Consider the following 22955-nt stretch of genomic DNA (forward strand, 5'->3'; position numbering starts at 1 on the left):
CTAGTCGAACGTTTCTTCTGCAAACTCAAGCAGTTCAGGCGGATCGCAACGCGCTTCGACAAGCATGCCGCCAACTTCCTCGCCGCAATCGCTCTCGCTTCAGCAAGGATCTGGATGCGCACAATTGAGTCCGCGGCCTAGTGCAGAAGCGGCGTCCAGCCGGGCGCGTAGCGGGCCACCAGCCGGGCGGCGCGGCTGTCCTCGGCCGAGGGCGTTGCGATCAGCCAGGCGACCGCAGCGAGGGCAAGAACCAGTTCGCCGGCGGCCAGCGCCCCGGCGACCGGCAGGGACGGTGTCCACAGACCGGTCAGGATCGAGACGCTCACGGCCAGAAAGGCGCCCAGATTGAGCAGGGCGATCCATTCCGGCCCGGAAACAGCAGGGCTGGGTGCCGTGTATGTTGTGTGCAAATCCGTTCTGGCGATCGGTCCGGCCCTCCTTTGACACACTGCAACGCATGTCATGCGTTGCGGTTCCGCCGCCGGTGTCGAGCCGGCTCTGGTGCCGCGCGGCCGTCTCGTGCTAACTGTCTGACTTCGCCCGTTTTGCCAGACCGGATTGCTGGAGCCCCAATGCGCACTTCGCAGGATGATTCCGCTCTCGACGAACTCCTGCCGCTCGAAGCGATGCAGGGCCGGTTCGGCGAAATCCTGACCTGGCTCCAGGAAACCCTGCTGGACATCAATATCGCGATCCAGATCGGACTGGTGGCGGCGGCCTTCATCCCGGCGCTGATCTTCGGGCCGCGGCTGCGTCACCTGGTCGAGGCGCATACGCGCGAACTGATTCGCACGGGGCTCGCGCGGCGGCTGCTGACGGCGGCGATCGCACTGGCGACACCGCTGGCGCTGCTGGCGGTACTGGCGGTCGAACGCGTCGTGCTGGGGGCGGTCGACCGGCCCTTCCATCTGATCGATGCGGCGATGAGCCTGATGACCGCCTGGCTGGTGATCCGCGCCGTGACGCTGATCATCCGCTCGCGTTTCTGGTCGCAGGTCGCCTTCTACATCGCCTGGCCGGTTGCCGCGCTCGACGTGTTCGGCCTGCTCGACGATGTCGTGATGCAACTGCAGGCGCTGGCCATCCCGCTGGGCGAGACGGAGGAGGGCGATCCTGTCGATCTCTCCCTGTTCGACGTGCTGCGCACGCTGATCTATTTCGGCGTGCTGTTCTGGGCGGCCTCCTTTGCCGGCCGGGCGATCAATACCCAGCTGGAGCGCGCCGAAGAGATCTCGCCGGCCCTGCGCGCGCTGATTGCCAAGGTCCTGGGCTTTGTCCTGCCGATCGTGGCGCTGCTGATCGCGCTGCAGCTGACCGGCTTCAACCTGGCCACGCTGGCGATCTTCTCCGGTGCCGTCGGTATCGGTGTCGGCCTGGGCCTGCAAAAGACGGTGGCGAACTTCGCCGCCGGTTTCACGCTGCTGGCCGACAAGTCGATCAAGCCGGGCGATGCGCTGGAGGTCGACGGCCAGTTCGGCTGGGTGACGGGGATGCAGTCGCGCTATGTCTCGATGCGCACGCGCGACGGCACCGAACACCTCATCCCGAACGAGCACTTCATCGCCAATGGCGTGATCAACTGGTCCAAGTCCGACCGGGTGGTGCGCCAGCACGCCCCCTTCGGCGTGTCCTACGGGACTGTCGATATGGAGAAGGTGCAGCAGCTCGCCATCGCCGCCGCCCAGACCGTAGACCGCGTCGTGCCGGACAAGACGCCCGTCTGCAATCTGATGGAGTTCGGCGACAGCTCGGTCAATTTCGACCTGCGCTTCTGGATTTCCGACCCGCAGAACGGGCTCTCCAATGTGCGCAGCGAGGTCTACATGGCGATCTGGAAGAGCTTCCACGAAAACGGCATCGAATTCCCCTTCCCGCAGATGGATGTCCACGTGAAGGAAATGCCCAAACCGTCCGACACCTGACCGGCCTCAGCAGATGCAGGTGCAATAGCGGCCGGACGCGGAGTGCGCCTCTGCGATTTCGCGGACTTTGCCTGCATCGATCGCCTGCCAGAGCGCGGCCCAGGCGTCATTCTCGGCCTTGCTGCCATATTCGATCTGACAGCTGGGCCCGATATAGCGCAGGATGCCGACCGGCTTGTAGAGATTGTCCGATGCCGCATTGCCGGGCTCCGGCCAGGCTTCCGGCGCCATCTGCACCGCTTCGCCGCGCTCGTGACGCTCGGCGCTGGCGGCCAGCGTCAGGGCCGGCCACCAGGGCAGGTAGGGCACGATGTCGTACTCATTCTGGTAGCGTACGGTGAAGGGGCGCAGGCCCAGCGCGTCATAATTGCTCTGGAAGGTCGCATCGCAGGTCATCGGCGCGGCGAAGCAGCAATTCTGCACCAGCATGTGGGGGTGTTCGGACTTGACCAGCGACGTCGCCAGGAAGGTCATCGCGGCGCCCTTGGAGTGGCCGGTAACCAGAATGCCGCGCTTGCCGGTCAGGTCGATGGCGTCGATCGCGGCCTTGGCCATGGGCCAGATGCTGAGCATGCCGGTGGCAAAGCCGGTCTCCACGCGACCGAAGACGCGTCCGCCAATTGTCCAGTCCGTCGGGCCAGCTTCGAAATCCTGCAGCCAATCTCGGATCCACGCCCACAAATCCCCCTTGAAGGGCGGCAGCGTGCCGCGCAGGGCGAGGACGACCCAGTCGTCCGCCGTTTCCGCGACAAAGCCGGCATTGATGTGCTCGGGGCCGTTCACGAAGACGGTGGGCTTGGTGCCCGGCTTCAGGCCGAGCTTTGCGAGATTGGGATTGGCAGGATCGAGAGTCCCGCCCTTGATCGCATAACAGGCGATCGAGGCATTGATCAGCCGGCATTCGAGCGTGGCCATGACGTCCTCCCTGGCAGTCGAATGGGCGATCACTATCCACCGGGGGAGGGGCGGCGGAGCGTGCGCGCGATCACACTCTGCGAGTTCTGGCAAAAACTGGCAAAAAGAGGACGCGGACGGAAGGTCCGCGTCCTTCAGTTTGCTGAGTGGCGGCGGGCCGGGTCAGTCCGAAATGGCTCGCCGCCGGCGCAAAACCGGTCAGATCCGTTGCGTCTTGCCGCTGATCCCAGATTATGCCCGCCTGCGTGCGAAAGATAATCAATTGAAACTATGGAAATTATCGAGGCGAGTAATATCGCAAGCGCGAAGTCACACGCTGTTCTCGTTTCTGATCAACGGGTTGGTTGAAAGTTAGGCGAATGCATAAGTTTTAGGTTGACGACACGGCTCGGTGCTGAATACCTAGGTGCATGCCTAACTATCAGACGCATCTCGATTCCACCTTTCACGCCCTGGCGGACCCGACCCGCCGGGCCGTTATCGCCCGTCTTATCGAGGGGCCGGCCTCGGTGTCCGAGCTTGCCGAACCCTTCGACATGGCTCTGCCGTCCCTGATGCAGCACCTCAAAGTGCTGGAGACGGGCGGGCTGATCCGCACGCAGAAGACCGGACGGGTGAGGACATGCCGGCTGGAGACCGCGCGTCTGACCGAGGCACAGGACTGGCTGTCGAAGCAGAAAGCGCTTTGGGAGACCCGGCTCGACCGGCTCGACGCCTATCTCAGGGACATGGCTGCAAAGGAAAACCCCGATGACCCGCAAACGTGACTGGGCCCGCTTCAATCCCGAAACCGATCTGGCCATCGATCGCCGTATCGATGCGCCCGTGGATCTGGTCTGGTCGGCCTGGACCGATCCGGAACGCCTGAAACAATGGTGGGTGCCGCGTCCCTGGACGACGCCGGAAATCGAGATGGACCTGCGTCCGGGCGGCATGTTCCGCACCGTGATGCAATCGCCCGAAGGCGAACGCTTCGACAATGCCGGCATCTTTGTCGCGGTCGAACCGAAAGCCTGGATTGCCTGGACCAGCGCGCTGCTGCCGGGCTACCGGCCGGCCGGCGATGCCGAGCATTGCGGCGGCATTCACATGACCGCCGGGATCGAATTCAGGCCGGACGGTGCGGGAACGCATTATATCGCCACGGTGTTGCACCCGGACAGGGCGTCCCGCGAACGCCATGAAGCCATGGGCTTCCATGATGGCTGGGGCACCGTGATCGAACAGCTCGTCGAGACCGTGACGGCGATGAAGGCAGATGCCAGATGACCGGCCGGATCACCCATGAACGCTTCACCCTGGAGCGGCGCTACGACGCCACACCGGCGCAGATATTCGCGGCCTGGAAGGACGTGGAAGGGCGGACACAGTGGCAAAAGCCGGCGGATCATCTTCACCTCGTCTATGACGCGGACGATTTCCGGGTCGGCGGTTGCGATATCAGCCGCTGCTGGGCTGATGGCGATGCCAACGCCTATGAGGCGGTGGTCGTCTACCAGGACATTGTGCCGGACCGCCGCATCATCATGTCCGAGACCGTCAGCCTTGCAGGCCGCAACCTGTCCTCCGCGCTGGCAACGGTCGAGATCGACCCCGACGGGGCCGGTGCCCGCATGCGGCTGACGCTGCAGATCGCGGCGGAGACCGGTTCGGACATCTTCGCGGGCTATCGCGAAGGATGGGGCGCCTTGCTGGAAAATCTTGTTTCGCACCTGACGCGGGAGACCATCCCATGACAGACCAACTCACCGTGACCGCAGAGCGCCATCTGGAAGCCGATCCGGATGATGTCTTTGCTGCCTGGCTGGACCCGGACCATGCCCGCCACTGGCTGTTCACCCTGTCCGACTCAACCGTCGTGCGCTGTGACATCGATGCCCGGCCTGGCGGACGCTTTGTAATCGTCGACCGTCGCGAAGGTGGCGATACCTATCATATCGGCGAATATATCGAGATCGATCGGCCACACCGGCTCATCTTCCGCTTCATTGCAGGTGAAAGCGCCGATCTTGATCCGGCGGATGGCGGGCGGGTGACTGTCACCATTCTGCCGGAAAACACGGGCTGCCGGATCACGCTGGTCCAGGAACTGCCCGAACAATGGGCGGCCTACGAAGAAACCACGCGCGAGGGCTGGAAAACCCTGCTCGCCGCTCTGGCCTCGCATCTGGGCGTGTGGGTGGAGAAACCCGACACCAAACCCTTCAGGGGAGATATTGCATGACCGACCGCCGCGTCGACCACGACACGTTCACGCTCAGCCGGCGCTATGAGTTTCCACCGCGCACGGTCTTTGCCGCCTGGGCGGAGCCGGCTGCCAAACGCCGCTGGTTCGCCGAGACCGAAGGCTTCACTGACATCGAGCACGCGCTCGACTTCCGCGTCGGCGGCCTGGAAAGCGCCTCCGGGCGGGCGCCGGACGGCGGACGTTTCACCTATGATGCCGTGATCCACGACATCGAAGAGGGTGCGCGGATCATCCTGGCCTATCGCATGACGATGGATGGCACACCGATCTCGGTCTCGCTGGCGACGGTCACGTTCGAGGCGGACAAGGACGGCACCATGCTGACCTATGTCGAGCAGGACGCCTTCCTCGACGGTCTCGACAATGCCGGTCCGCGCCGCGAGGGTGTCGCCTGGCAGCTGGAACAACTGGCGCTGGAACTTCAGCCGACAGACGAGAAGGTTCATTGAGTATGAGACGTGCTATCCCAGCTATTGCCGGGGCCATGCTGGCCCTGTCGCCGGTGGCTCCGGCCATCTCCCAGGATTCCGTGCCGCCGTCCGAGAGCCCGCCGCCTGCGGGGACGTACCGGCTGGATACGCTCCATGCCAGCATCATCGTGCATGTGAACCATATGGGCTTTTCCAGATATCCCGTCCGCTTCACCGAATTCGATATCCAGATGGAGTTCGATCCGGCGGCCCCCGAGGACATGTCCGTGACGGCCGAGATCGATCCGGCTTCGCTGGAAACCCATTATCCGCGCGACGATGTGGACTTCGACGCCCAACTGACCGGTGCGCAATGGCTCGATGTCGAGAACCATCCGGTTATCCGCTTCGTATCGAGCGATGTGACGTTGACCGGGGAGAACACGGCACAGGTGGCCGGCACGCTCTCGCTGATGGGCATCGAGCAGCCGCTGACACTCGATGTCACCTATAATGGCGGTTATGCCGGCATGGTGCCCTACGACCCGCAGGCCCGCATCGGGTTTTCCGCCACAGCCGCATTCGACCGTTCCGCGTTCGGCCTTGTCTACGGCATCCCGGCCGAAGGCTCCTCGTTCGGCGTGGCCGACCGGGTGACGGTGAACATCGAGGCCGAACTGCTCGGTCCGGCGCTTGCCGGAGCGGCGGAGGAATGACAAAGTGCGATCCGGTACAAAACAGGAACGGAGCGCATCATGTCGATCACGGGAAGCTGCCATTGCGGGAGTATCCGCTATACGCTGGACGAGGATCCGGCCGGGGCGATGGCGTGCAATTGCTCGATCTGCCGCCGCAAGGGCTATCTGCTGGCCTTCTCCACGCCCGACCGGTTCGCGCTCGAGGGCTCGCGTGACGATATCGCGGTCTACACCTTCGGCAGCCACAATATCCGTCACCAGTTCTGCAAGACATGCGGCTGCGCCCCCTTCGGCGAGGGCACCGGGCCGGGTGGCGAGGCGATGGTCGCGGTGAATCTGCGCTGTGCCGATATCGACCTCGATGCGATCAAGATCGAAGCGTTCGACGGGGCGAGCCTCTAGGCCTGCCCCGTCGCTGCAGGTCGCTATTTCAAAAGACCGATCTCGCGCAGGCGCTGGTTGAGATAATCGTTGGCGCGGATCGGTTCGGGATACTTGTCCGGATTGTCCGGCCCGGAACAGCCGGGCAGGGTCTCGATCATGTAGTCCGGCCGGTAGTGCAGGAAGAAGGGCAGGGAATAGCGCGAGAATTCCGTGCGCGCGCCGGCCGGATTGATCACCCGGTGCTGGGTCGAGGGCAGGATGTCATTCGTCGAACGGGCCAGCATGTCGCCCATATTCACCACCAGGCAGCCCGGCGGCGGGTTCATGTCGACCCATTCGCCCGAGCGCGTCTTGACCTGCAGGCCCGGCTCTTCGGCGCCCAGGAGCAGGGTGATGGTGTTGATATCGCCATGGGCTTCCGCGCGGATCGAGCCGCCCGGATCGCCGGTCACCGGCGGATAGTGAAGCAGGCGCATCACCGAATTGCCGTCCTTCACCGTGTCGTCGAAGAAGGTTTCTTCCAGGCCCAGATCGAGCGCGATGGCGCGCAGCACTTTCACACCCATCGCGTCGAAGGCGGCGTAGAGGCCGTGCACCGTCTCCTGCCAGCCGGCAATCTCGCCTGGGACGAGGTTCGGCGCCATGTCGGCTTCATAGGGGTGACCGGCGGGCAGGTCGCGGCCGACATGCCAGAATTCCTTCAGGTCGACATGCTTGGCGTCCTTGGCGATTTCCTTGCCGAAGGGCGTATAGCCGCGCGCACCGCCACCGCCCTCGACGAAGTATTTCATCTTGGTGGCTTCCGGCAGGGCGAAGAATTCGGCGGCCTTGGCATAGGCGCCGGCGATCAGGGCCTCGTCCAGGCCGTGGTCGGAAATGGCGGCGAAACCGTATTCCCGGAAGCTGCGGCCCAGTTCGCGGGCAAAGCGTGCCTTGTCGGTCTCCAGCAGGGTCATCGAGACCGGCGGGAAGCGGGACAGAAGATCTTGATCGGGCATGGTTCGGCCTGTTGTCTGTTCGCGCCGACAGATACGGCTTTGGCCGTGTCCTGCCAAGCGCCCGAAGGTCGCACACGCGGCCGTGATTGCAGCATCCCCTTGAACGGGATGAGACGGGGGCCAATCTGGCAAGGACCGGATTTTCTGAGGAGAGCGCCATGACGGCCCCGATCGAACTCTATTACTGGCCCACGCCGAACGGGTGGAAAGTGTCCATCGCGCTTGAGGAGATGGGACTGCCCTACGAGCTCAAACCGGTGAATATCGGTGTGGGCGAGCAGTTCGAGCCGGCCTTCCTGAAGATCAGCCCCAATAACCGCATGCCGGCGATCGTCGATCCGGACGGACCGGGCGGCCAGCCGATCTCCGTTTTCGAGAGTGCGGCCATCCTGCAGTATCTCGGCCGCAAGACCGGCCAGTTCTATCCCGCTGACGAGCGTGCCCGTGTCGAGGTCGAGCAATGGCTGTTCTGGCAGATGGGCGGTCTCGGTCCGATGGCCGGACAGGCTCATCATTTCCGCTCCTATGCCCAGAAGATCGAGCCGGACGAGAGCAAGCTGGAATACGGCAAGCAGCGCTATACCAATGAGGTGAACCGGCTTTACGGCGTTCTGGAGCGGGCCCTGTCGGACGGGCGCGACTATGTCGCCGGCGAGTACTCGATTGCCGACATGGCGATCTGGCCGTGGATTCTGCCGGAAGGCCAGGGCCAGAATCTCGACGACTTCCCGAAGCTGAAAGCCTGGGTCGAGCGCGTCGGTGCGCGTCCGGCCGTGAAGGCGGGCCGGGCCGTCGGCAATGATCTGCGCAGCAATCTGGCCGATGACAGCGAACAGATGAAGAAGGCGCGTGCCGTCCTGTTCGGCCAGACCGCGAAGCCCTGATCGCATCCTGCACCGCCAGCCTGGCGATTTCTCGCGTCTGACGTGCAAGGCCTTGCCAGGCTCGCCCTGAACCGGAAGATTGCAGCCGGGATCAAGGGGGCGTCATGGCGGAGACCGTCCATGCGGATACGGATCGTGCGGAGCCGCGCAGGCGGCCGGACGCTGAAGCCTATTGGCGCAGCGGCTTGACGCATGCCGAGGCGACCCGGCGCGAACGCGCGGAGACCTGGCGCGAGGAGACCCAGTCGCCCTGGGAAGCCTCGCCGCCGGGACTGGTCGTGTGGCTGCTCTGGCGGGCCCTCTACAAGGGTTTCCAGCCGGTCTGGCTGATCCTCTCCCTTCTGGCAGCGGGCTGGTTTGGCGGACAGTGGCTGATCGGCCGCGGCGATCTCGATCCGCCAGTGCCGGCGGAAAGCGCCTCAGGCCGTCTGTCCGTCATGATCGCGTCTGCGGTGCCGGCCGGCCTGGATCCGCGGGCATTCTGGGAAGACCGGCTCGATGCCGCCCTCGATGGAGACCGGCGCCGGCGGGCGGATATCGACCGCTTCCGCGCCTGGGCGGCGCTGGGCCCCGATCTGATCGGCCGTGACCGTCTGGCGCTGGAGCATCTTGCCGGCGATGGCGACGCCGCTGCATTGGATGCGCAATTGCGCGCCGGCCCGCCCTGGGAACGCCAGACCCTGATGGACCGCGCTCTTGCCGAGCGGATGGTTGCGGGGCGGTCGGCCGGGCTGGAGCCGCCGGAGCTTGTCCTGGCGCCCGAGCGCCTGCGCCAGCGCTATGACCGGGCGCTTTTTCTCTGGTCGATCGCCGATACCAGCGCTGAGGCCTTCTTCCGGGGGCGCGCCCGGGGCGAGTTCGAAATGCGCAGCCTGCCGGGCCTGGTTGCGGAGAATGCGGCCGGAGATACGCGGCTCTATGGCGGCGTGCGGCACTTTGTCATCCAGGCTTGTGCGCACCGTGCGGCGGCCTTCGAGGGTTGTGATGCGGCCATCATTCCGGATGCGCCGGCCGATACGCTTTCATTCGCACTGGCGGCGATCGAGGCCGGACTGGTCCAGCTGCAGGTCTCGCCGAGTGTTGCGATGTCGGGAGCGGAAATCCTGCAGGCGGCCGGCCGGGCAGGGCGGCTGAGGGAAGATTTCCGGACTGCCCTTGCAGCCGATCTTGCTAGAATGCTTTCGTCCGACGAGGCGCTCACGGCGCTGGGCGCGACGGGCCTGCGGGCGGATATCGCCTTTGCTGCGCCGGACCAGACAGCCCTGCTGCTGCGCGGCCAGATCGACACGCGCACCCTGGACGGGGCCGTAGCGCTTTCGCAAATGCTGAGCGATATCGCGGCGATCCGGGCGCAGACCTCGCCGGCTGTTGCGGTCCGGCTGCTGGACGGTCTGGCAGGACCGGATGATGTGCGGCGCCTGCGCGGGCTGGTGGACATGGCGGCGGACCGGGCGCTGGCTGTGCGGGAATTGCTGGGCGAGGCGGCTCTGACCGCGGCGGAGCCGGTGATGCTTGAACCGGTTGTCGAGAGTGCGGACCAGGACCGTCTGAAACGCAACGCCATGCTTGCCCTGATCTCCGCAGCTGTCGTGGTGCTGTTAACCCTGGTGCGGCTGTGGACCCCTCGCAGAATCCGCCTGGGGGCGCGTACAAACCTTGCCGATGCGTGGATGTCGCGTTTAACGCTTGGTAGGAAAACCTAACGCGCGTAAGTATTTAAGGCGTATTTTTCCTGATTTCCCTTAACCTTAAAGCAATCCTCTTTGCGCAAAGTCGCCTCATGTTCGAAGGCATTCGGACAGGATGGTGAAGCGGGTGACACGCCAAGAAAGGCCGCGCCCGCGTGTTGTAAAAAGGGAAGAAGACCCATGGCTTTCACGGACGTAGAAACGGCCCAGGCCCACCAGGCAGCTTTCGCCGACCCGACCGGCGAGGATCTCTGCAAGCTCGGCATCCTGTATTCCACGGGACAGGGCGGCGAGATCGATTATGTCGAAGCTCACAAATGGTTCAATCTGGCGGCCCTGATGGGCTCGGAGCCGGCGAAGTATTATCGTCAGGAAATCTCCGACCAGATGTCGACCATCGAAGTCGCCGCGGCCCAGCGTGCTGCGCGCGAGTGGCTCTCGACCCGCCACTAGGCCGGCAATCCGCACCAGACTGTCCACGCCGCCGGCGGGTATGATATACTCGCCGGCAGGGTGATCGCAGTCCTGCGCCCGGCGGAGCGTGTGTTTCCGTCTAGCGTGCTGCGAAAGCGGTGCGTAGCGGTGACTTTGCTGACCCGTAACGGCCTCATAAGCGCGACATTGGTGCGACATTCGTGCGACACTGAGTGACATCTGCCACCTTGGCCGGTGCTCGCCGGACGTCTGGCCGTTTGTGATCGCTCGAGACGCAATAGCGGCGCCGCTATGGCTCCGCTCTCCCGACATTCAGGCGGCGTGAAAGCCGCGGATCAGTTGTTTGTGATCGCGTCGGCGATCGCGAAGCTCATCGCCTGGTCGAGCGGGACGATCCCCATCACATACTGTTCCACGAAGAGATTGACCTCGGCGACGGTCGAGCGCGGCACGAAGATGATGTCGTGACGCCGGATCTGGATATTGTCGGCGCCCTGGCGCGCCCGCAGCGCGTCGTGCAGGTTCACCGTGCGCATCATCATGTCGCCGCCGGGCGCACGCCGCAGCACGACGACATCTCCGCGCGCGGCCGTATTCTGGAAACCGCCCGCCAGCATCACCGCTTCCAGCGCCCCGATCGGACCGGTCATCTCGACGAGGCCCGGCGCATTCACTTCGCCGCCGACAATGATGTTCTGCGGACCCAGGCCGGCGCGGCGCACTTCCACCATCGGATTGACCAGCACGTTCTGCGCATAGGCGCGGGCGATCGTGTCGCCGATCTCGCGATCGGTGCGGCCGGCGACCATCAGGTCGGAAATCAGGGGCAGGGCGACGCGCCCGTCCGGGCCGATCTCGACCGTGCGCGAGAGTTCCGGTGCGGAATGCACGATCACTTCGAAACTGTCGCCGGGATAGAAACGGTAGGCCGGATCGGTCTCCTGCCAGGCCGCAAAGCGCGGTTCGCCCCAGGCTGCGGCCGGCGCGGTATCGGCGCCATGGCTGGCGCAGCCGGCAAGCCCGGGCAGGGTCATCAGGGCCGCCAGGCAGAGGCCGGTCTTGATCGCGCGCATGAAATACTCTCCGCAAGCGTGTCCGGAGCGGATATTCGGCCGCGTTGGATAACAAATTTTTAAGCGCAATCCGTCTCATATGCACGCATGACTCGCGCGTCCCACTTTTCCGGTCCCCAGCCGGCCCCGGCCGGCGGTTCCGCGGCTTCCGGCCGCCGGGAGCTGGACCTGTTCGACGTGGTGGCCCTGGCCTGGGCCGAGCGCGGCTTCATCGCCATCGTTTTCGCGGTGATCTTCGCCCTGGGCGTCGCGGGTGCGATGCTGACGCTGAAGACCAGCTATACCGCCGAATCGCGCTTCCTGGTTCTGCTGAACGAAGACCCGACGCCCGCCGCGGCCGGCTGGGGCGACGGTTTCATGCTGAACCAGGTCATGCAGTCGGAAAGCGAGCTGTTGAGTTCCGAAGCGGTGCGCCGGATCGCGCTGGACACACTGGGCGCGGAAACCGTGCTGGGCGAGGCGGTCGATGGCGATGCCACCGGCGCGGCGATGAAAGTGCTGCGCGGCGGTTTCGGTGTGTCGCGCGAACCGAACTCCTCGGCCCTCAATGCCAGTTTCGAAAGCGATGATCCGGAACGCGCCGCGCTGATCCTCAATGCGATCGTCGATGCCTATCTGGCCTATCGCGAGGAAGTGCTGATCGAGACCGGTGTGACCGGTCTGGGCGTGCGCCGCCAGCAAGCCAATGTGGCGGTGCTGGAAACGCGCGCCGCGCTGGATGCTTTCCTGGACGAGCACGGCCTGTCGAATTTCGACACCGAACAACAGACCTCGCAGACGCTCGTCGGCAATCTCGCCGAACGTTTGAACGGTGCCCGGGCCGACCGCGACGCGGCCCAGGCCGGTGCCGCGGCGCTGCGCCAGCGTCTCGACCAGATCCCCGAGCAGATCGAGCTTTATGTCGAGAACGGTGTTTCCGGACGCCTGCTCGACCTGCGCGCCGAACGCGCCAGCCTTCTGTCGCGTTATCAGCCGGGCGCGCCGGCGGTGACGGCGGTGGAGCGCGAGATTGCGGCCCTGGAAGCCTTTGTCGCCAGCGGTGCGGCTGCCAGCGACGGCCAGCGCCGCTCCGGTGCCAATCCGGTGCGCCAGGAACTGGAATCGGAACTGGCCCGCCGCGAGGCGGATGCCCGCTCCCAGGCCGTTCTGGCCTCGTCGCTGGAAACGCAATTGCGCGATGTGCGCAGCGATGTCGAACGCCTGCGCGGCCTGGAAACCGAGTACACGCGCCTGGCCCAGAATGTCGCCGCCGCCGAAGAGGCGGCTGCCGCCATTGCCGCGCTGGAAGCCACCGCCGAATCGCGCCGGGCCCCGGCCGTTGGTGCGGCCGATGCGGTACGCGTGATCGACCGCGCCTCGCCGCCGCTGGAAGGCTCGTCGATGAAGAAGCTGGCGCTGGTTGCCTCGGCCGTTCTGGCGATGGGCGTGGCGATGTTCCTCGGCCTGCTGCGCGGCTATTGGCGCACCTATGTCGCCGCCGGTGCCCTGCGCCGTCCGCGCGAAACAGGCCGGCCGCAGGATGTGCCCGAGCCGGCGAACGACCCCTATGGCGGTCTGCCCGTGCTGGCGCGCATCGCCGATCGCTCGGCGTAAGCGGGACGTTAACCACGCGGCGGGCAAATTCGGTCCGACACGAATGATTCCGGGCCCGTCATGAATCTCACCCAGGACCTCTCCACCCTGATCGACCAGCTCGAGCCGATTGCCCGGCCCGGCGGTGAAGGGCGTGTGCTGATGGTGATGGGCGCCAGCCGCGGCGCCGGGGCCTCGACGGTGGCACGCGAACTGGCGCGCCTGGCCGCCCGCCGCTCGCACCGCGGTGTCTGGCTCTATGATCTCGATTTTGCCGGCAACACCCAGGCCGAGGCCGCGCGGGTGCAGGGACCGGTCTTCGATGCCCGTTTCGGCCGCGACCCGTTCTGGCGGATCGAGCCCGGTGACGCGCCGGCCCGGATCGTCGCCCGCGAGTCGGTGGCGCCCAATCTATTTGTCACCCAGATGCAGGCCCGCCGCGACACGGTGAAACAGGTCATTCTCGGCCCCGCGCCGGAGTACTGGAAAGCCGTGCGCCGCTCGATCGATCTGGCGATCATCGACGCGCCGGGCAACAGCCGCGCGCCGCTGTCGCTGGTGGGCGATCTGGACGGGGTGATCCTGGTGGCCGATGCGCGCCTGTCGCGCACCGATGGCATCATGGCCCGGCGCCAGGCGATCGAGGCTCGCGGCGGCGTGGTTGCCGGCATCATCGTCAACCGCGCGGACGGGCAGGCCCGGAGCGCGGCATGAGCCTGGCACCGGCCCGCGATATCGCACCGGAACCGGCGCTGATCTCGGCCTGGCGCCATGCGCCGGGCTTTTCCTTTTTCCGGGCCCTTGAAGGCTCGGCGACGGTTCTCTGCCTCTATCTTTTCTCGACCGCGCTGATCGGGCCGGTCTTTGCCGATCCGGCCGATCCGGAAAGCTCGGCCATCCTGCGGCTGATCTGGCTGCCGGTCTATGCGCTCACCCTGGCGCTGTGCGCCCTGCGGCCCGGCGCCGTGCTGGGCACGCTGGCCAATAATGTCCTGCTTCTGGGCCTGGTCTCGCTGACGGCCGTCTCGGTGATCTGGTCGATCGACCCGGACACGACGCTGCGCCGCTCCTTCGCCCTGATCATGTCGACCCTGTTCGGCTTCTGGATGGCCTCGCGCTGGAGCTGGCGCGAGATGATCCTGCTGATCGCCTCGGCCTTCGGCCTGATTGCCGTGTCGAGTGCGGTGATGGCCATCGCCGTGCCCTCGATCGGTATCGACCATGCGGTCCATGCCGGCGCCTGGAAGGGCGTGTTCTGGGAGAAGAACACGCTGGGCGGCATGATGGCGCTGGGCGCGGTGAGTGCCTATGCGGCGCTGCGCGCCGATCCCGGCCGCCGCTGGATCTGGGCCGGCATGGCCTTGCTGTGCACGGCGCTGGTCCTGCTTTCAACCTCGAAGACGGCGCTTCTTTCCTGGACGCTGGGCACGGGCGGGGCGATCGGCATCATGGCCTGCCGCCAGGGTTTCGGCTTTGCCACCCTGGTGCTCTTCCTGGGACTGACGGGCGGCATCATGCTGGGCATGATCTTGCTGATCGCGCCGGTGGAATTCCTGGAAATGCTCGGCCGCGACGCCACGCTGACCGGCCGGACCGATATCTGGGCCATCCTGATCGAGGAAGTCTGGCGCCGTCCCTGGACCGGCTATGGCTATCGCGCCTTCTGGACGGTGGAGAACGGGCCGGTCTACTGGGTCCGCGCCGGCACGAGCTGGCCGGTGCCGACGGCCCATAACGGCCTTTTGGAAATCGCGCTGGCGCTGGGCATTCCCGGCGTCGTGCTGATGCTGACCGTCTATCTGCGCTCGCTGATCCGCGCCGCCGGCACGATCTTTTCGGAACGCCCCGAGACCTACTGGGTCCTCGCCCAGTTCGCCATCATGGGCCTCGCCTCGATCTCGGAAAGCAATCTGATGAACCAGAACTCGCTCAGCTGGATCCTGTTCACGGCGGGCGCCGCGAAACTCGCGCAGGGCTCGCGGTAGGGGGGCAGTTCAAGACGATTTGTCATCCCGGCCGGACGGCCTGCAAAGGCAGGCCGCAGGGCCGGGACCTATACGCTCGCTGTTAGACAGTAGCAGGCTTGGTGTTTGCGATAGCTGGATATTCACCGTGGCTATAGGTCCCGGACTTGCGCCCCGCCTGCGCGGGGCATCCATCCGGGATGACAGGGATACGCTCAACCGGACCCCGGAATTCGCTTCGCTCCTCCGGGGGAAGCGAGAGAGGGCTCCTCCGGGGGAAGTGGCAGGGCACGGAAAGCAAACCGGAAGAAATGCTCGCCAAGCAAGTGATATTATGATATCAGATATGCCGGAATTACCTCAGTAATCGATACTATAATGTCATTTAAGCTCTCAACGCCTCAGGAAGTGTCGGCAACGCTTGGGCAGCGGCTTCGGGCGCGGCGGCTTGATGCGGACCTGACGCAGGACGGTCTGGCGGCGCGCAGCGGGGTTCCGGTGGCCACGCTGCGCAAGTTCGAACGCACGGGCGAGATCGCCTTCGTCTCCTTCATCCGGCTCGCCATGGCGCTGGGCGATGAAGCCGCGCTGGACGGGTTGCTGGCCGAACGCCAGCGCTATGGATCATTGCGCGATGTGCTGGAGCCGCCGCGGCGGCCGCAGCGGGGACGGCGCACGTGAAGATCGCGCCGGGAACGCCGCTTGAGGTCACGCTGCAATGGGATGACCGCACAGCCATGCGGGTCGGGCGGCTGGCCTATCGCGACGGTCAGGCCTGGCTGGAATATGCGCCGGATTTTCTCGCGTCGGACCTGCAATTGTCGCCGCTGCATCACCAGGCCGGCCCCGGGTTGGAAACCGCCTGGAAGCGGGACGTCTTTGAAGGGCTGCATGGCATGTTTGCCGACAGCCTGCCGGACGGGTGGGGACGGCTGCTGGTCGACCGGCGCGCACGGCAGCTGGGTTTCGAGCCGTCGCAGCTGACACCGCTGGATCGACTGGCCTGTGTCGGGCGCCGCGGGATCGGCGCGCTGACCTATACGCCGGCCATGGATGTCTGGGATGGCGCCGAAGGGGCGCTCGATCTCGATCGCCTGGCGGCGGATGCAGCGCGGGTTCTGGCGGGCGAGGCGGGGGCGGTGATTGCCGCGCTCGGCCAGGTCGGCGGTTCACCGGCGGGCGCGCGGCCCAAGGCGCTGATTGCGCTGAATGCGGCAGGCGAGGCCCGGCACGGGTCCGATGCGATCCCCGAAGGGTATGACGGCTATCTGGTGAAATTTCCCGGCCGGGACGATCCGGCCGATATCGCGGCCATCGAATACGCCTATGCGCTCATGGCCCGGGCGGCTGGTGTGATCATGCCCGATGTGCGCCTGATCGAAGGCCCGGGCGAGGCCCGCTATTTCGCCACGCGGCGTTTCGACCGGGAGGGCGATGCGCGTCTGCACGTGCACTCGGCGTGCGGCCTTCTGTATTCCGATTTCCGCCTGCCGGCGCTGGATTATCGCGAGCTGATCCGCCTGGCGCGCGCCGTCACCCGCGACCGGCGCGAGGCAATCGCCATGTACCGGCTGGCCGTGTTCAATGTGCTGGCCCGCAATCGTGACGATCACGCCAAACAGTTCAGCTTCCTGATGGACCGCGACGGGCGCTGGAGCCTCGCCCCGGCGTATGACCTGGTGTTCACGGACGGGCCGGGCGGGGAGCATTCGACCAGTGTTCTGGGACATGGCCGCGATATCGGCCGGGAGACGCTTGTCCGCCTCGGCGCCGAAGCCGATCTGGATGCGGCCGGCGCGCGCGGCGTGATCGATGAAGTCAGCGCAGCAGCTGCAGACTGGGCGCGGTTTGCGGCGGATGCCGGTGTCTCCCGGGCATCACGCACACGGATTACAGACGGGCTGGCGGCCGTGCGGGTCTAGGCGGGAAAGTTGGTTGCGTGTGCCGGGTTCCCCCAACAACACACACCATTTTCCCCGGCCTTGTGCCGGGGCCCGGCATCAGGAGACGGGCTTGCTCCGGGTTTCAGCGCTTCTGCGGAAACTCAACCGGGCCCCGGAATAAATCCGGGGAAAGCGGGAGAGTGTGGGGGAAGTGGGGAGAGTGGGGGACGCGGCCCAGCGCCTACCCCTCGACCTGGCCGTAAAAGCGCGGTTCGAAGGCTTCGATCCAGAGGAATTTGCCGGCGCCCTGGACGCAGCGGTCGAGGAATTCGGCGGCGCGGCGGGGCATGGCGAGGCTGGTGAGGCCGGCGAGCGAGCCGTAGACCAGCGTCTGGGCAAGGCCCACACCCATCCAGAACACGATGCCCGGCCAGTTCATGCGCCCGCCGCGGCTGCAGGATTGGGTCGCGCCCTGTCCGAAGGCGAAGGAGCGCGCCAGCAAATAGCGCCAGCCGGTGCGGGTGGCATCGACGGTTTCGGTGCCGACAGCCCTGGCCGACCAGGCGAAGCGGGCGCCCTGGCGGGCCAGGAGTGCGAAGAAGACATCATCCTCGCCGCCCGAGGCATTCATGCGCGGATCGAAGGGCCGGTCGGCAATCTCGAACGCGTCACGGTCGATCAGGGAATTGCCGCAGCCGAACGGCTTGTCCAGGCGGCAGTCCTGCGCCGGGCCGATGCGCGAATAGAGCCGGTGTGCCAGGTCGGCGCGGATGCCGGAGACGTCGAGCGCCTCGCCGCGCAGCGGGCCGAACACGACGCTGGCGTCGAGCGTGCGGGCGGTGTCGAGCAGGGCTTCCAGCCAGCCGACCGAGGCGATCTCGTCATCGTCGAGGAAGGCGATATAGCGGCCGGTCGCGGCGGCAAAGCCGGCATTGCGGGCATTCGACACACCCGGCTGCGGCTCGTGGATATAGACCACGTCACAGCGTGCGATGGCTTTCGCGGTCGCGGCGACCCGCGCGGCGCTCCCGGCCGGATCATTGTCGACGATGACCAGCTGGTCGGGCTGGCGCGACTGGGCCAGAACGCTTTCCACGGCGTGCCGCAGGCCTTCGGGCCGGCGGAAGGTCGGGATGATGACGGACACACTCATGATTTTCTCCCCATCTGACGCGCGGCTTCGGCCATGGTCATGACCTGGGCGCCGGACGCCTCGACCGCCTCGCACACCCGTTCGAACTGGGCCGGGGTGCAGCCCCATTGCGTCGGCGCGTCCTGGATGTCGTGGGCGTAGTAGATCAGCCAGCCGGGATGATCCGGCAGCGTGCCGGCGGCCTCGATGGCGCGGGCAATGCCGGCCTCGCCGCCGTCCAGCGGGACGGAGGCGAGCAGGCCGCGATCCACCGTGCCGCGATTGATGCCGGCGCGGATGCCGCGCAGCGTGGTGAAACGGTCGCCAAGAGCCAGCTTGGCGGCCGGCGTCGCCTCGCCATAGGCGAAGGCAAAGGATGTGATCTCGGCTTCGTGGCCCATCGCCGCCAGGGCGCGGGCATTGCGCTCGACATCGGCGACAAGGGCGCGGTCGGAAACGGCGGACGCGTCGAGATGGCCATAGGTGTGGCAGGCGATCTCGTGACCGTCGGCGGTCAGCCGGGCGAGATCGCCGGCATCGAACATGGCGCCGTGATGGGTCTCGCCGCCGGCATAGCCGGCCGAGGCGTAATAGGTGCCGCGCCAGCCATGGCGTTCCAGCAGGGCGGCGCCCGTGGTGGCGGCCGATTTGGGGAAATCGTCGAAGGTGAAGGTGACGATGGCGTGGTCGAGATCGATCCGCATCGGCTGGCGGGCCGCAAGGCGGACCCAGCGGCGGTTCAGGGCGGCGCCGAGGCCGGAGCCGGGCGTGTAGGGGGCGTTCATGACAGGGCCTCCGCGGTCCAGCTGGCGCGCCACAGTTTCAGCGCCGTGGTGCGCAGCTTCATCGGCAGGACAGGGCTGCGGGTGATCGTCGACCAGATGCCGCGCAGGGCGGCCTGGCCGGGAATGCGGGCCAGGGCGCGTGCGGCACGGGCGCCGGGCAGTCCGGCCAGTTCGGGATGACGGTCGAGCAGGCGGCGGTAATTGACCGCGCCGGCCCGGAATTTCGCCAGCAGCGCCGCCGGCGATTGCAGGCCGCCATGCCAGGCCGGATTGTCGACATGCACGAGGGTGAACTCGCGCGCCGCCATGACCGCCCAGTCGACATCCTCGAACCCCCAGCCGGTGAAACCGGTATCGAAGGGCACGGCGCGCATCACATCGGCGCGCACCAGGATGTTGGACGAGCAGAAGGCGGTCGGGCCGGTGGCATTGCGTTCCTCGGCACCATGCTCCTCGCTGGCGCGGGTGAGGGCGGCGTGCAGTTCCAGTTCTCGCTCGGACGGCCAGTCGGTGGCGTGACCGCCATAGGCGGCGTCGAACCCGCCGCGGGCGGCCAGGGTGCGATAGGTCTGCAGGAAGGCCGGCCCGCCGGGACGCATGTCGGCATCGAGAAAGACCAGCCAGTCGCCGCGGGCCTGTGCCGCCAGCAGGTTGCGGCCTTCCGAGCGGCCGCGATTGCGGGTCGAGGTCAAAAGGCGCGCCGGGGTTTCCAGGCTGGCGAGCAGCAGGGACAGCGCGGCATTGAGCTCGCGGTCGGGCTCGCCGTCATCATAGAGCACGATCTCGACATCGCCGGCGGCCTGCTCTTCCAGCGCCCGCACCAGCCCGCCCGGATTGTCGCCATAGAAGGGCACCAGCACGGACATGGAGATCCGTTCGGCGTCCTGGCTCGCCGCATTGGCATATTCGCGCAGGGAAGTGTCGGCCATCATGGTCATGTCGTCGCCCCCGCCGGCTTGATCAGCGCGCGGGCATCGCGCAGCCATTGCCGGCATCCGGCAATATCGAACACATAAGCTGAAATCGCGTAAACGACTGCGCCGGTTAGGGCTTTTGCCGCCAGCGTCTGCCAGGCTTCGGGCAGTCCGGGCACGGCCAGCACGGCGGCTGCCATGATCGCGGTGGCGCTGCCGGCCTTGATCCATTCGGCCCAGGGCAGGGGCAGGGCGAAATGCCTGCGGCCCGTCACCACGCACACCACCAGCGCCAGCGCATAGACCAGTACCGTCGCCAGCGCGGCGCCGGTCAGGCCGAAAGCCGGGATGAAGACGAGGTTGAGACCCAGATTGAGGATCGCCGAAGCGCTCATGATCGCCGCCATCACGCCGGTGCGGCGGGTGAGGGTGAAGGCCTCGTGGAAATAATAGGTCATCATGCCGTTCATCAGGCCCGACAGGGCGATCCAGGGCAGGATGCGGGCGGCTTCCTCGCGCAGTGCCTCGCCGACCAGAACGCTGGTCAGCGGCTGGGCGACCAGGGCGAGCCCGGCAGCGGCGGGGAAGGCGATCAGGCCCATCAGTCCGGCGGCCTGTCCCGCGACGGCCTGGGCGGCGGCCTTGCCGTCCTGCTCCAGGGCGCGGATCGTCATCGGCCACACGGCGGCGCCGAACCAGATGAAGATGATGTCCAGCAGCCGGTCGGCGAGACCGTAGCCGGCGGCATACATGCCCACCGCGCCCTGGCCGAGAAAGCCGGCGATCAGGAAACGGTCGCCCACCGAGAGCAGGTGTTCGAAGATCAGCGACAGCGTCACCGGCAGGCCGTAGGCGGCATAGGCCGCAACGCGCACGCTCTGGCGCTTGCCGCCGCGGGAACGGTTCAGCATCACCGGCAGGTCGAAGACCAGCATCACGCCGGCGGCGACGGCCAGGCCGATGAAAATGCCGGCCGCACCGAGATCCGTCGTCAGGATCAGGCCGACACCGATCATGAAGCCGAGCATGAGATAGCTCGCTTCCAGGGCGGAGAAACGGCGCACATCGCCCTGGGCGCGGTGGGTCTCCATACCGATCTGCATCGCGGCGCGCAGGAGGAGCGCGACGACCGCGAAGCTGAGTGCCGTTTTGAGCCGTTCGTCCAGCGGCAGGATCTGGACCAGGCCGATCAGCGCCGTGCCCGCGACCAGCGCGATCAGGGCATAGACGGCATAGGCCGTCATCAGGTGTTCGCGCATCCGGCCGCGGCGCTCTGCGCGCGCATGAAATCGCGCGACAGCGGCTTCCAGCCAGGTGAAAATCAGGATGTGGGTCAAGGACATGGCGGCCAGCGCCAGGGCGTAGCTGCCATAATCTTCCGGCGCCATCAGCCGCGTGAAGACGGCGACGCTGCCAAAGCCCACAAGACCCTGTGCGGCCTGTACCGGCAGATAACCCAGAAGATACCGTCCAAGCATGAAACGCTCCACTCGCCCTTGAGGCGAACCATGCAAGCGCGATGCCGCGCAGGAGGCGACCGGCATCAGGAATCTTCATGTCCTGATAAGGGGTTCGACCTAGTGTTGCAGCGGGGACAATGACGCAGGCTCATCACCATGGATGTGGCACTGAAAAAACCCAGTGATCTCGCCGCCGACGAGCGCGAGGCCTGGGCCGAATTCGTTGCAAATGACGCGGCGCTGGCCAGCCCGTATTTCGCGCTCGACTTTGCCGAATGCTGCGAGGAAGTGCGCGACGATACGCGGGTGGTCACGGTGCGCGAGAACGGCGTGCCGGTGGGCTTCCTGCCGCTGCACACGGGCAAGTTCGGCTTTGCGCGGCCGCTGGCCGGACCGCTGGGCGATGTGCATGGCGTGATCGGCGAGCCGGGCCGCCCGGTCGACCTGATGGCCTGGCTGAAGGGCGCGGGCATCCCGATCTTCCTGTTCCACAGCGCGCTTGCCAGCCAGCCGGCCTTCCGGCCGCACACGCTGGGCTATGATGGCGGCTGGATCATCGATGTCTCGGACGGGTTCGACGCCTGGCACGAGAACCGCCGCTCGATCAATTCCAAGATCGTGCGCAATATCCGCACGCGGTTCCGCCGTCTGGAAGAGGCCGAGGGCGGCCATCGCTTCACCATGCACGACACGCGTCCCGAAGCCATGGCGCAGATGCTGGCCTGGAAGCGCGCGCAATACTCCGAGAGCGGCGTGTTCGACGTCTTCTCGGTCGCCTGGACCCGCAGACTGCTCGAAGCGGTGCTGCGCCGGCGCAGCGATACGTTTTGGGGCGTGTGCTCAAGCCTGGAAATCGACGGCAGGTTCGCCGCCGTCCATGTCGGCATGGCAAGCGAGCGGCTGGTGCAATACTGGTTCCCCGCCTATGACCGCGATCTCGGTGCGATCAGCCCGGGCCTCGTGCTGATGGTGGAAAGCGCCCGCCGCGCCGCAGAAGCCGGCCAGTCGGGCGTCGATCTCGGCCCCGGCCAGTTCGCCTTCAAGAAGGATCTGGCCACCTACCAGGTCGGCCTCGCCGGCGGCTATTGCGCGCCGGCCGGCTGGGCCCGCGCCGCCCGCAAGGCCGTGCTGGACACCTCCGACTGGGCCCATCCGGAACGCACCGGAACGGTTTCGCGCCTGACGGGGAAAGCCATGCGCAAGCTGAACCGGCTGACGGGTTTTTACGGGGTGTAATCACCACATTTCCCCAACAACACCACTTCCCCCGGCCTTGTGCCGGGGCCTGGCATGAAGAGGCATGCCTGGCCACCCAGTCTCGCATTCGGAGCTCGCCTGGCAACCTCAACCGGGCCCCGAAATTCGCTTCGCTCCTCCGGGGAAAGCGGGGAGGTGGCGTCTCCGGGGAAACTCGAGTGTGCGGCAAAACCATCCACAACTTTCCCCGGCCCTGTTGTTCAGCCCGGGGACATGGCTGACACCTGTTCGGGGACATGGCTAACACATTTTCGGTGTGTTGAGGTTGATGGTTTTGATGGTTATGGCTCCGAAGCAGAGGGCGTATTGGCCGTCTGTATCGAGCGGGCGCAG

General features: G+C 66.2%; 25 protein-coding genes and 1 pseudogene. 18 read left to right on the forward strand and 8 right to left on the reverse strand.

Going from position 1 to position 22955, the window contains the following annotated elements:
* Positions 1 to 141, forward strand: a pseudogene (locus tag ABJO18_RS03520) (IS5/IS1182 family transposase); the annotation flags it as partial.
* Here the strand turns inward: ABJO18_RS03520 and ABJO18_RS03525 are convergent.
* The gene (locus ABJO18_RS03525) at positions 138 to 410 is read right to left on the reverse strand and encodes a hypothetical protein (protein WP_348506824.1); all 273 of its coding nucleotides are present in this window, start codon (positions 408 to 410) and stop codon (positions 138 to 140) included. The pseudogene ABJO18_RS03520 and the gene ABJO18_RS03525 sit on opposite strands and share 4 nt — an antisense overlap.
* 162 nt (positions 411 to 572) lie before the next feature.
* Between ABJO18_RS03525 and ABJO18_RS03530 the strand changes: the two genes are divergently transcribed.
* Entirely contained in the window at positions 573 to 1922 is a 1350-nt protein-coding gene (locus tag ABJO18_RS03530) for a mechanosensitive ion channel domain-containing protein (protein ID WP_348506823.1), read from the forward strand.
* A gap of 6 nt (positions 1923 to 1928) precedes the next feature.
* Here the strand turns inward: ABJO18_RS03530 and ABJO18_RS03535 are convergent, their stop codons facing one another.
* Positions 1929 to 2837: a hypothetical protein gene (locus tag ABJO18_RS03535; protein ID WP_348506822.1), complete on the reverse strand. Its 909-nt coding sequence runs from the start codon at positions 2835 to 2837 to the stop codon at positions 1929 to 1931.
* A 410-nt stretch (positions 2838 to 3247) separates the two neighbouring features.
* Here ABJO18_RS03535 and ABJO18_RS03540 point away from each other — a divergent pair, with 410 nt between their 5' ends.
* Genes ABJO18_RS03540 through ABJO18_RS03570 form a run of 7 tightly spaced genes read left to right on the forward strand, consistent with a single transcriptional unit; the run spans position 3248 to position 6595 of the window.
* The gene (locus tag ABJO18_RS03540; RefSeq protein WP_348506821.1) at positions 3248 to 3604 is read left to right on the forward strand and encodes a metalloregulator ArsR/SmtB family transcription factor; all 357 of its coding nucleotides are present in this window, start codon (positions 3248 to 3250) and stop codon (positions 3602 to 3604) included.
* Positions 3588 to 4106, forward strand: coding sequence for an SRPBCC family protein (locus tag ABJO18_RS03545; protein ID WP_348506820.1), 519 nt, complete (start codon positions 3588 to 3590; stop codon positions 4104 to 4106). The genes ABJO18_RS03540 and ABJO18_RS03545 overlap by 17 nt, the downstream gene beginning before the upstream one ends.
* Entirely contained in the window at positions 4103 to 4573 is a 471-nt protein-coding gene (locus tag ABJO18_RS03550; RefSeq protein ID WP_348506819.1) for an SRPBCC domain-containing protein, read from the forward strand. The genes ABJO18_RS03545 and ABJO18_RS03550 overlap by 4 nt, the downstream gene beginning before the upstream one ends.
* On the forward strand, positions 4570 to 5061 hold the full coding sequence (locus ABJO18_RS03555) for an SRPBCC domain-containing protein (protein WP_348506818.1): 492 nt from the start codon (positions 4570 to 4572) through the stop codon (positions 5059 to 5061). Before ABJO18_RS03550 ends, ABJO18_RS03555 begins: the two co-directional genes overlap by 4 nt.
* Positions 5058 to 5534 (forward strand): SRPBCC family protein, encoded by a 477-nt coding sequence (locus tag ABJO18_RS03560; protein WP_348506817.1) that lies wholly within the window; start codon positions 5058 to 5060, stop codon positions 5532 to 5534. The genes ABJO18_RS03555 and ABJO18_RS03560 overlap by 4 nt, the downstream gene beginning before the upstream one ends.
* 2 nt (positions 5535 to 5536) lie before the next feature.
* The gene (locus tag ABJO18_RS03565; RefSeq protein ID WP_348506816.1) at positions 5537 to 6211 is read left to right on the forward strand and encodes a YceI family protein; all 675 of its coding nucleotides are present in this window, start codon (positions 5537 to 5539) and stop codon (positions 6209 to 6211) included.
* A 39-nt stretch (positions 6212 to 6250) separates the two neighbouring features.
* The gene (locus ABJO18_RS03570; RefSeq protein ID WP_348506815.1) at positions 6251 to 6595 is read left to right on the forward strand and encodes a GFA family protein; all 345 of its coding nucleotides are present in this window, start codon (positions 6251 to 6253) and stop codon (positions 6593 to 6595) included.
* Positions 6596 to 6618: 23 nt separating this feature from the next.
* Here the strand turns inward: ABJO18_RS03570 and ABJO18_RS03575 are convergent, their stop codons facing one another.
* Positions 6619 to 7575, reverse strand: coding sequence for a 2-oxoglutarate and iron-dependent oxygenase domain-containing protein (locus ABJO18_RS03575; protein ID WP_348506814.1), 957 nt, complete (start codon positions 7573 to 7575; stop codon positions 6619 to 6621).
* Positions 7576 to 7733: 158 nt separating this feature from the next.
* Between ABJO18_RS03575 and ABJO18_RS03580 the strand changes: the two genes are divergently transcribed.
* The 3 genes from ABJO18_RS03580 (at position 7734) to ABJO18_RS03590 (ending at position 10600) form a co-directional block, all read left to right on the forward strand.
* A complete protein-coding gene (locus tag ABJO18_RS03580) occupies positions 7734 to 8459 on the forward strand; it encodes a glutathione S-transferase N-terminal domain-containing protein (protein ID WP_348506813.1) in 726 nt (241 codons plus the stop codon).
* 104 nt (positions 8460 to 8563) lie between these two features.
* Positions 8564 to 10162: a hypothetical protein gene (locus tag ABJO18_RS03585; RefSeq protein ID WP_348515733.1), complete on the forward strand. Its 1599-nt coding sequence runs from the start codon at positions 8564 to 8566 to the stop codon at positions 10160 to 10162.
* Between the two features lie 165 nt (positions 10163 to 10327).
* Positions 10328 to 10600 (forward strand): hypothetical protein, encoded by a 273-nt coding sequence (locus ABJO18_RS03590; RefSeq protein ID WP_271185406.1) that lies wholly within the window; start codon positions 10328 to 10330, stop codon positions 10598 to 10600.
* A gap of 317 nt (positions 10601 to 10917) precedes the next feature.
* Here ABJO18_RS03590 and ABJO18_RS03595 read toward each other — a convergent pair whose 3' ends face one another.
* The gene (locus ABJO18_RS03595; RefSeq protein WP_348508446.1) at positions 10918 to 11655 is read right to left on the reverse strand and encodes a polysaccharide biosynthesis/export family protein; all 738 of its coding nucleotides are present in this window, start codon (positions 11653 to 11655) and stop codon (positions 10918 to 10920) included.
* A gap of 87 nt (positions 11656 to 11742) precedes the next feature.
* Here ABJO18_RS03595 and ABJO18_RS03600 point away from each other — a divergent pair, with 87 nt between their 5' ends.
* The 5 genes from ABJO18_RS03600 to ABJO18_RS03620 all read left to right on the forward strand — a co-directional run bounded on the left by ABJO18_RS03600 (position 11743) and on the right by ABJO18_RS03620 (position 17113).
* A complete protein-coding gene (locus ABJO18_RS03600; protein WP_348515734.1) occupies positions 11743 to 13248 on the forward strand; it encodes a hypothetical protein in 1506 nt (501 codons plus the stop codon).
* A gap of 60 nt (positions 13249 to 13308) precedes the next feature.
* Complete coding sequence (locus ABJO18_RS03605) at positions 13309 to 13941, forward strand: hypothetical protein (protein WP_348515735.1); 633 nt, start codon at positions 13309 to 13311, stop codon at positions 13939 to 13941.
* The gene (locus ABJO18_RS03610; protein WP_348508261.1) at positions 13938 to 15212 is read left to right on the forward strand and encodes an O-antigen ligase family protein; all 1275 of its coding nucleotides are present in this window, start codon (positions 13938 to 13940) and stop codon (positions 15210 to 15212) included. Before ABJO18_RS03605 ends, ABJO18_RS03610 begins: the two co-directional genes overlap by 4 nt.
* Positions 15213 to 15569: 357 nt before the next feature.
* On the forward strand, positions 15570 to 15872 hold the full coding sequence (locus ABJO18_RS03615) for a helix-turn-helix transcriptional regulator (protein WP_348508262.1): 303 nt from the start codon (positions 15570 to 15572) through the stop codon (positions 15870 to 15872).
* Positions 15869 to 17113 (forward strand): type II toxin-antitoxin system HipA family toxin, encoded by a 1245-nt coding sequence (locus tag ABJO18_RS03620; protein WP_348508263.1) that lies wholly within the window; start codon positions 15869 to 15871, stop codon positions 17111 to 17113. Before ABJO18_RS03615 ends, ABJO18_RS03620 begins: the two co-directional genes overlap by 4 nt.
* A 202-nt stretch (positions 17114 to 17315) precedes the next feature.
* Here the strand turns inward: ABJO18_RS03620 and ABJO18_RS03625 are convergent, their stop codons facing one another.
* Genes ABJO18_RS03625 through ABJO18_RS03640 form a run of 4 tightly spaced genes read right to left on the reverse strand, consistent with a single transcriptional unit; the run spans position 17316 to position 21383 of the window.
* Positions 17316 to 18227 carry a glycosyltransferase family 2 protein gene (locus ABJO18_RS03625; RefSeq protein WP_348508264.1) on the reverse strand — a complete coding sequence of 304 codons (912 nt, stop codon included), beginning with the start codon at positions 18225 to 18227 and terminating at the stop codon, positions 17316 to 17318.
* Positions 18224 to 18991, reverse strand: coding sequence for a polysaccharide deacetylase family protein (locus ABJO18_RS03630; protein ID WP_348508265.1), 768 nt, complete (start codon positions 18989 to 18991; stop codon positions 18224 to 18226). The genes ABJO18_RS03625 and ABJO18_RS03630 overlap by 4 nt, the downstream gene beginning before the upstream one ends.
* Complete coding sequence (locus ABJO18_RS03635; RefSeq protein WP_348508266.1) at positions 18988 to 19929, reverse strand: glycosyltransferase family A protein; 942 nt, start codon at positions 19927 to 19929, stop codon at positions 18988 to 18990. The genes ABJO18_RS03630 and ABJO18_RS03635 overlap by 4 nt, the downstream gene beginning before the upstream one ends.
* On the reverse strand, positions 19926 to 21383 hold the full coding sequence (locus ABJO18_RS03640; RefSeq protein ID WP_348508267.1) for a polysaccharide biosynthesis C-terminal domain-containing protein: 1458 nt from the start codon (positions 21381 to 21383) through the stop codon (positions 19926 to 19928). The genes ABJO18_RS03635 and ABJO18_RS03640 overlap by 4 nt, the downstream gene beginning before the upstream one ends.
* Before the next feature lie 138 nt (positions 21384 to 21521).
* Between ABJO18_RS03640 and ABJO18_RS03645 the strand changes: the two genes are divergently transcribed.
* Positions 21522 to 22601 carry a GNAT family N-acetyltransferase gene (locus ABJO18_RS03645; RefSeq protein ID WP_348508268.1) on the forward strand — a complete coding sequence of 360 codons (1080 nt, stop codon included), beginning with the start codon at positions 21522 to 21524 and terminating at the stop codon, positions 22599 to 22601.
* Positions 22602 to 22955: the final 354 nt, after the last annotated feature.

This window comes from Maricaulis sp. (genome assembly GCF_039978735.1).
Taxonomy (GTDB): Bacteria; Pseudomonadota; Alphaproteobacteria; order Caulobacterales; family Maricaulaceae; genus Maricaulis.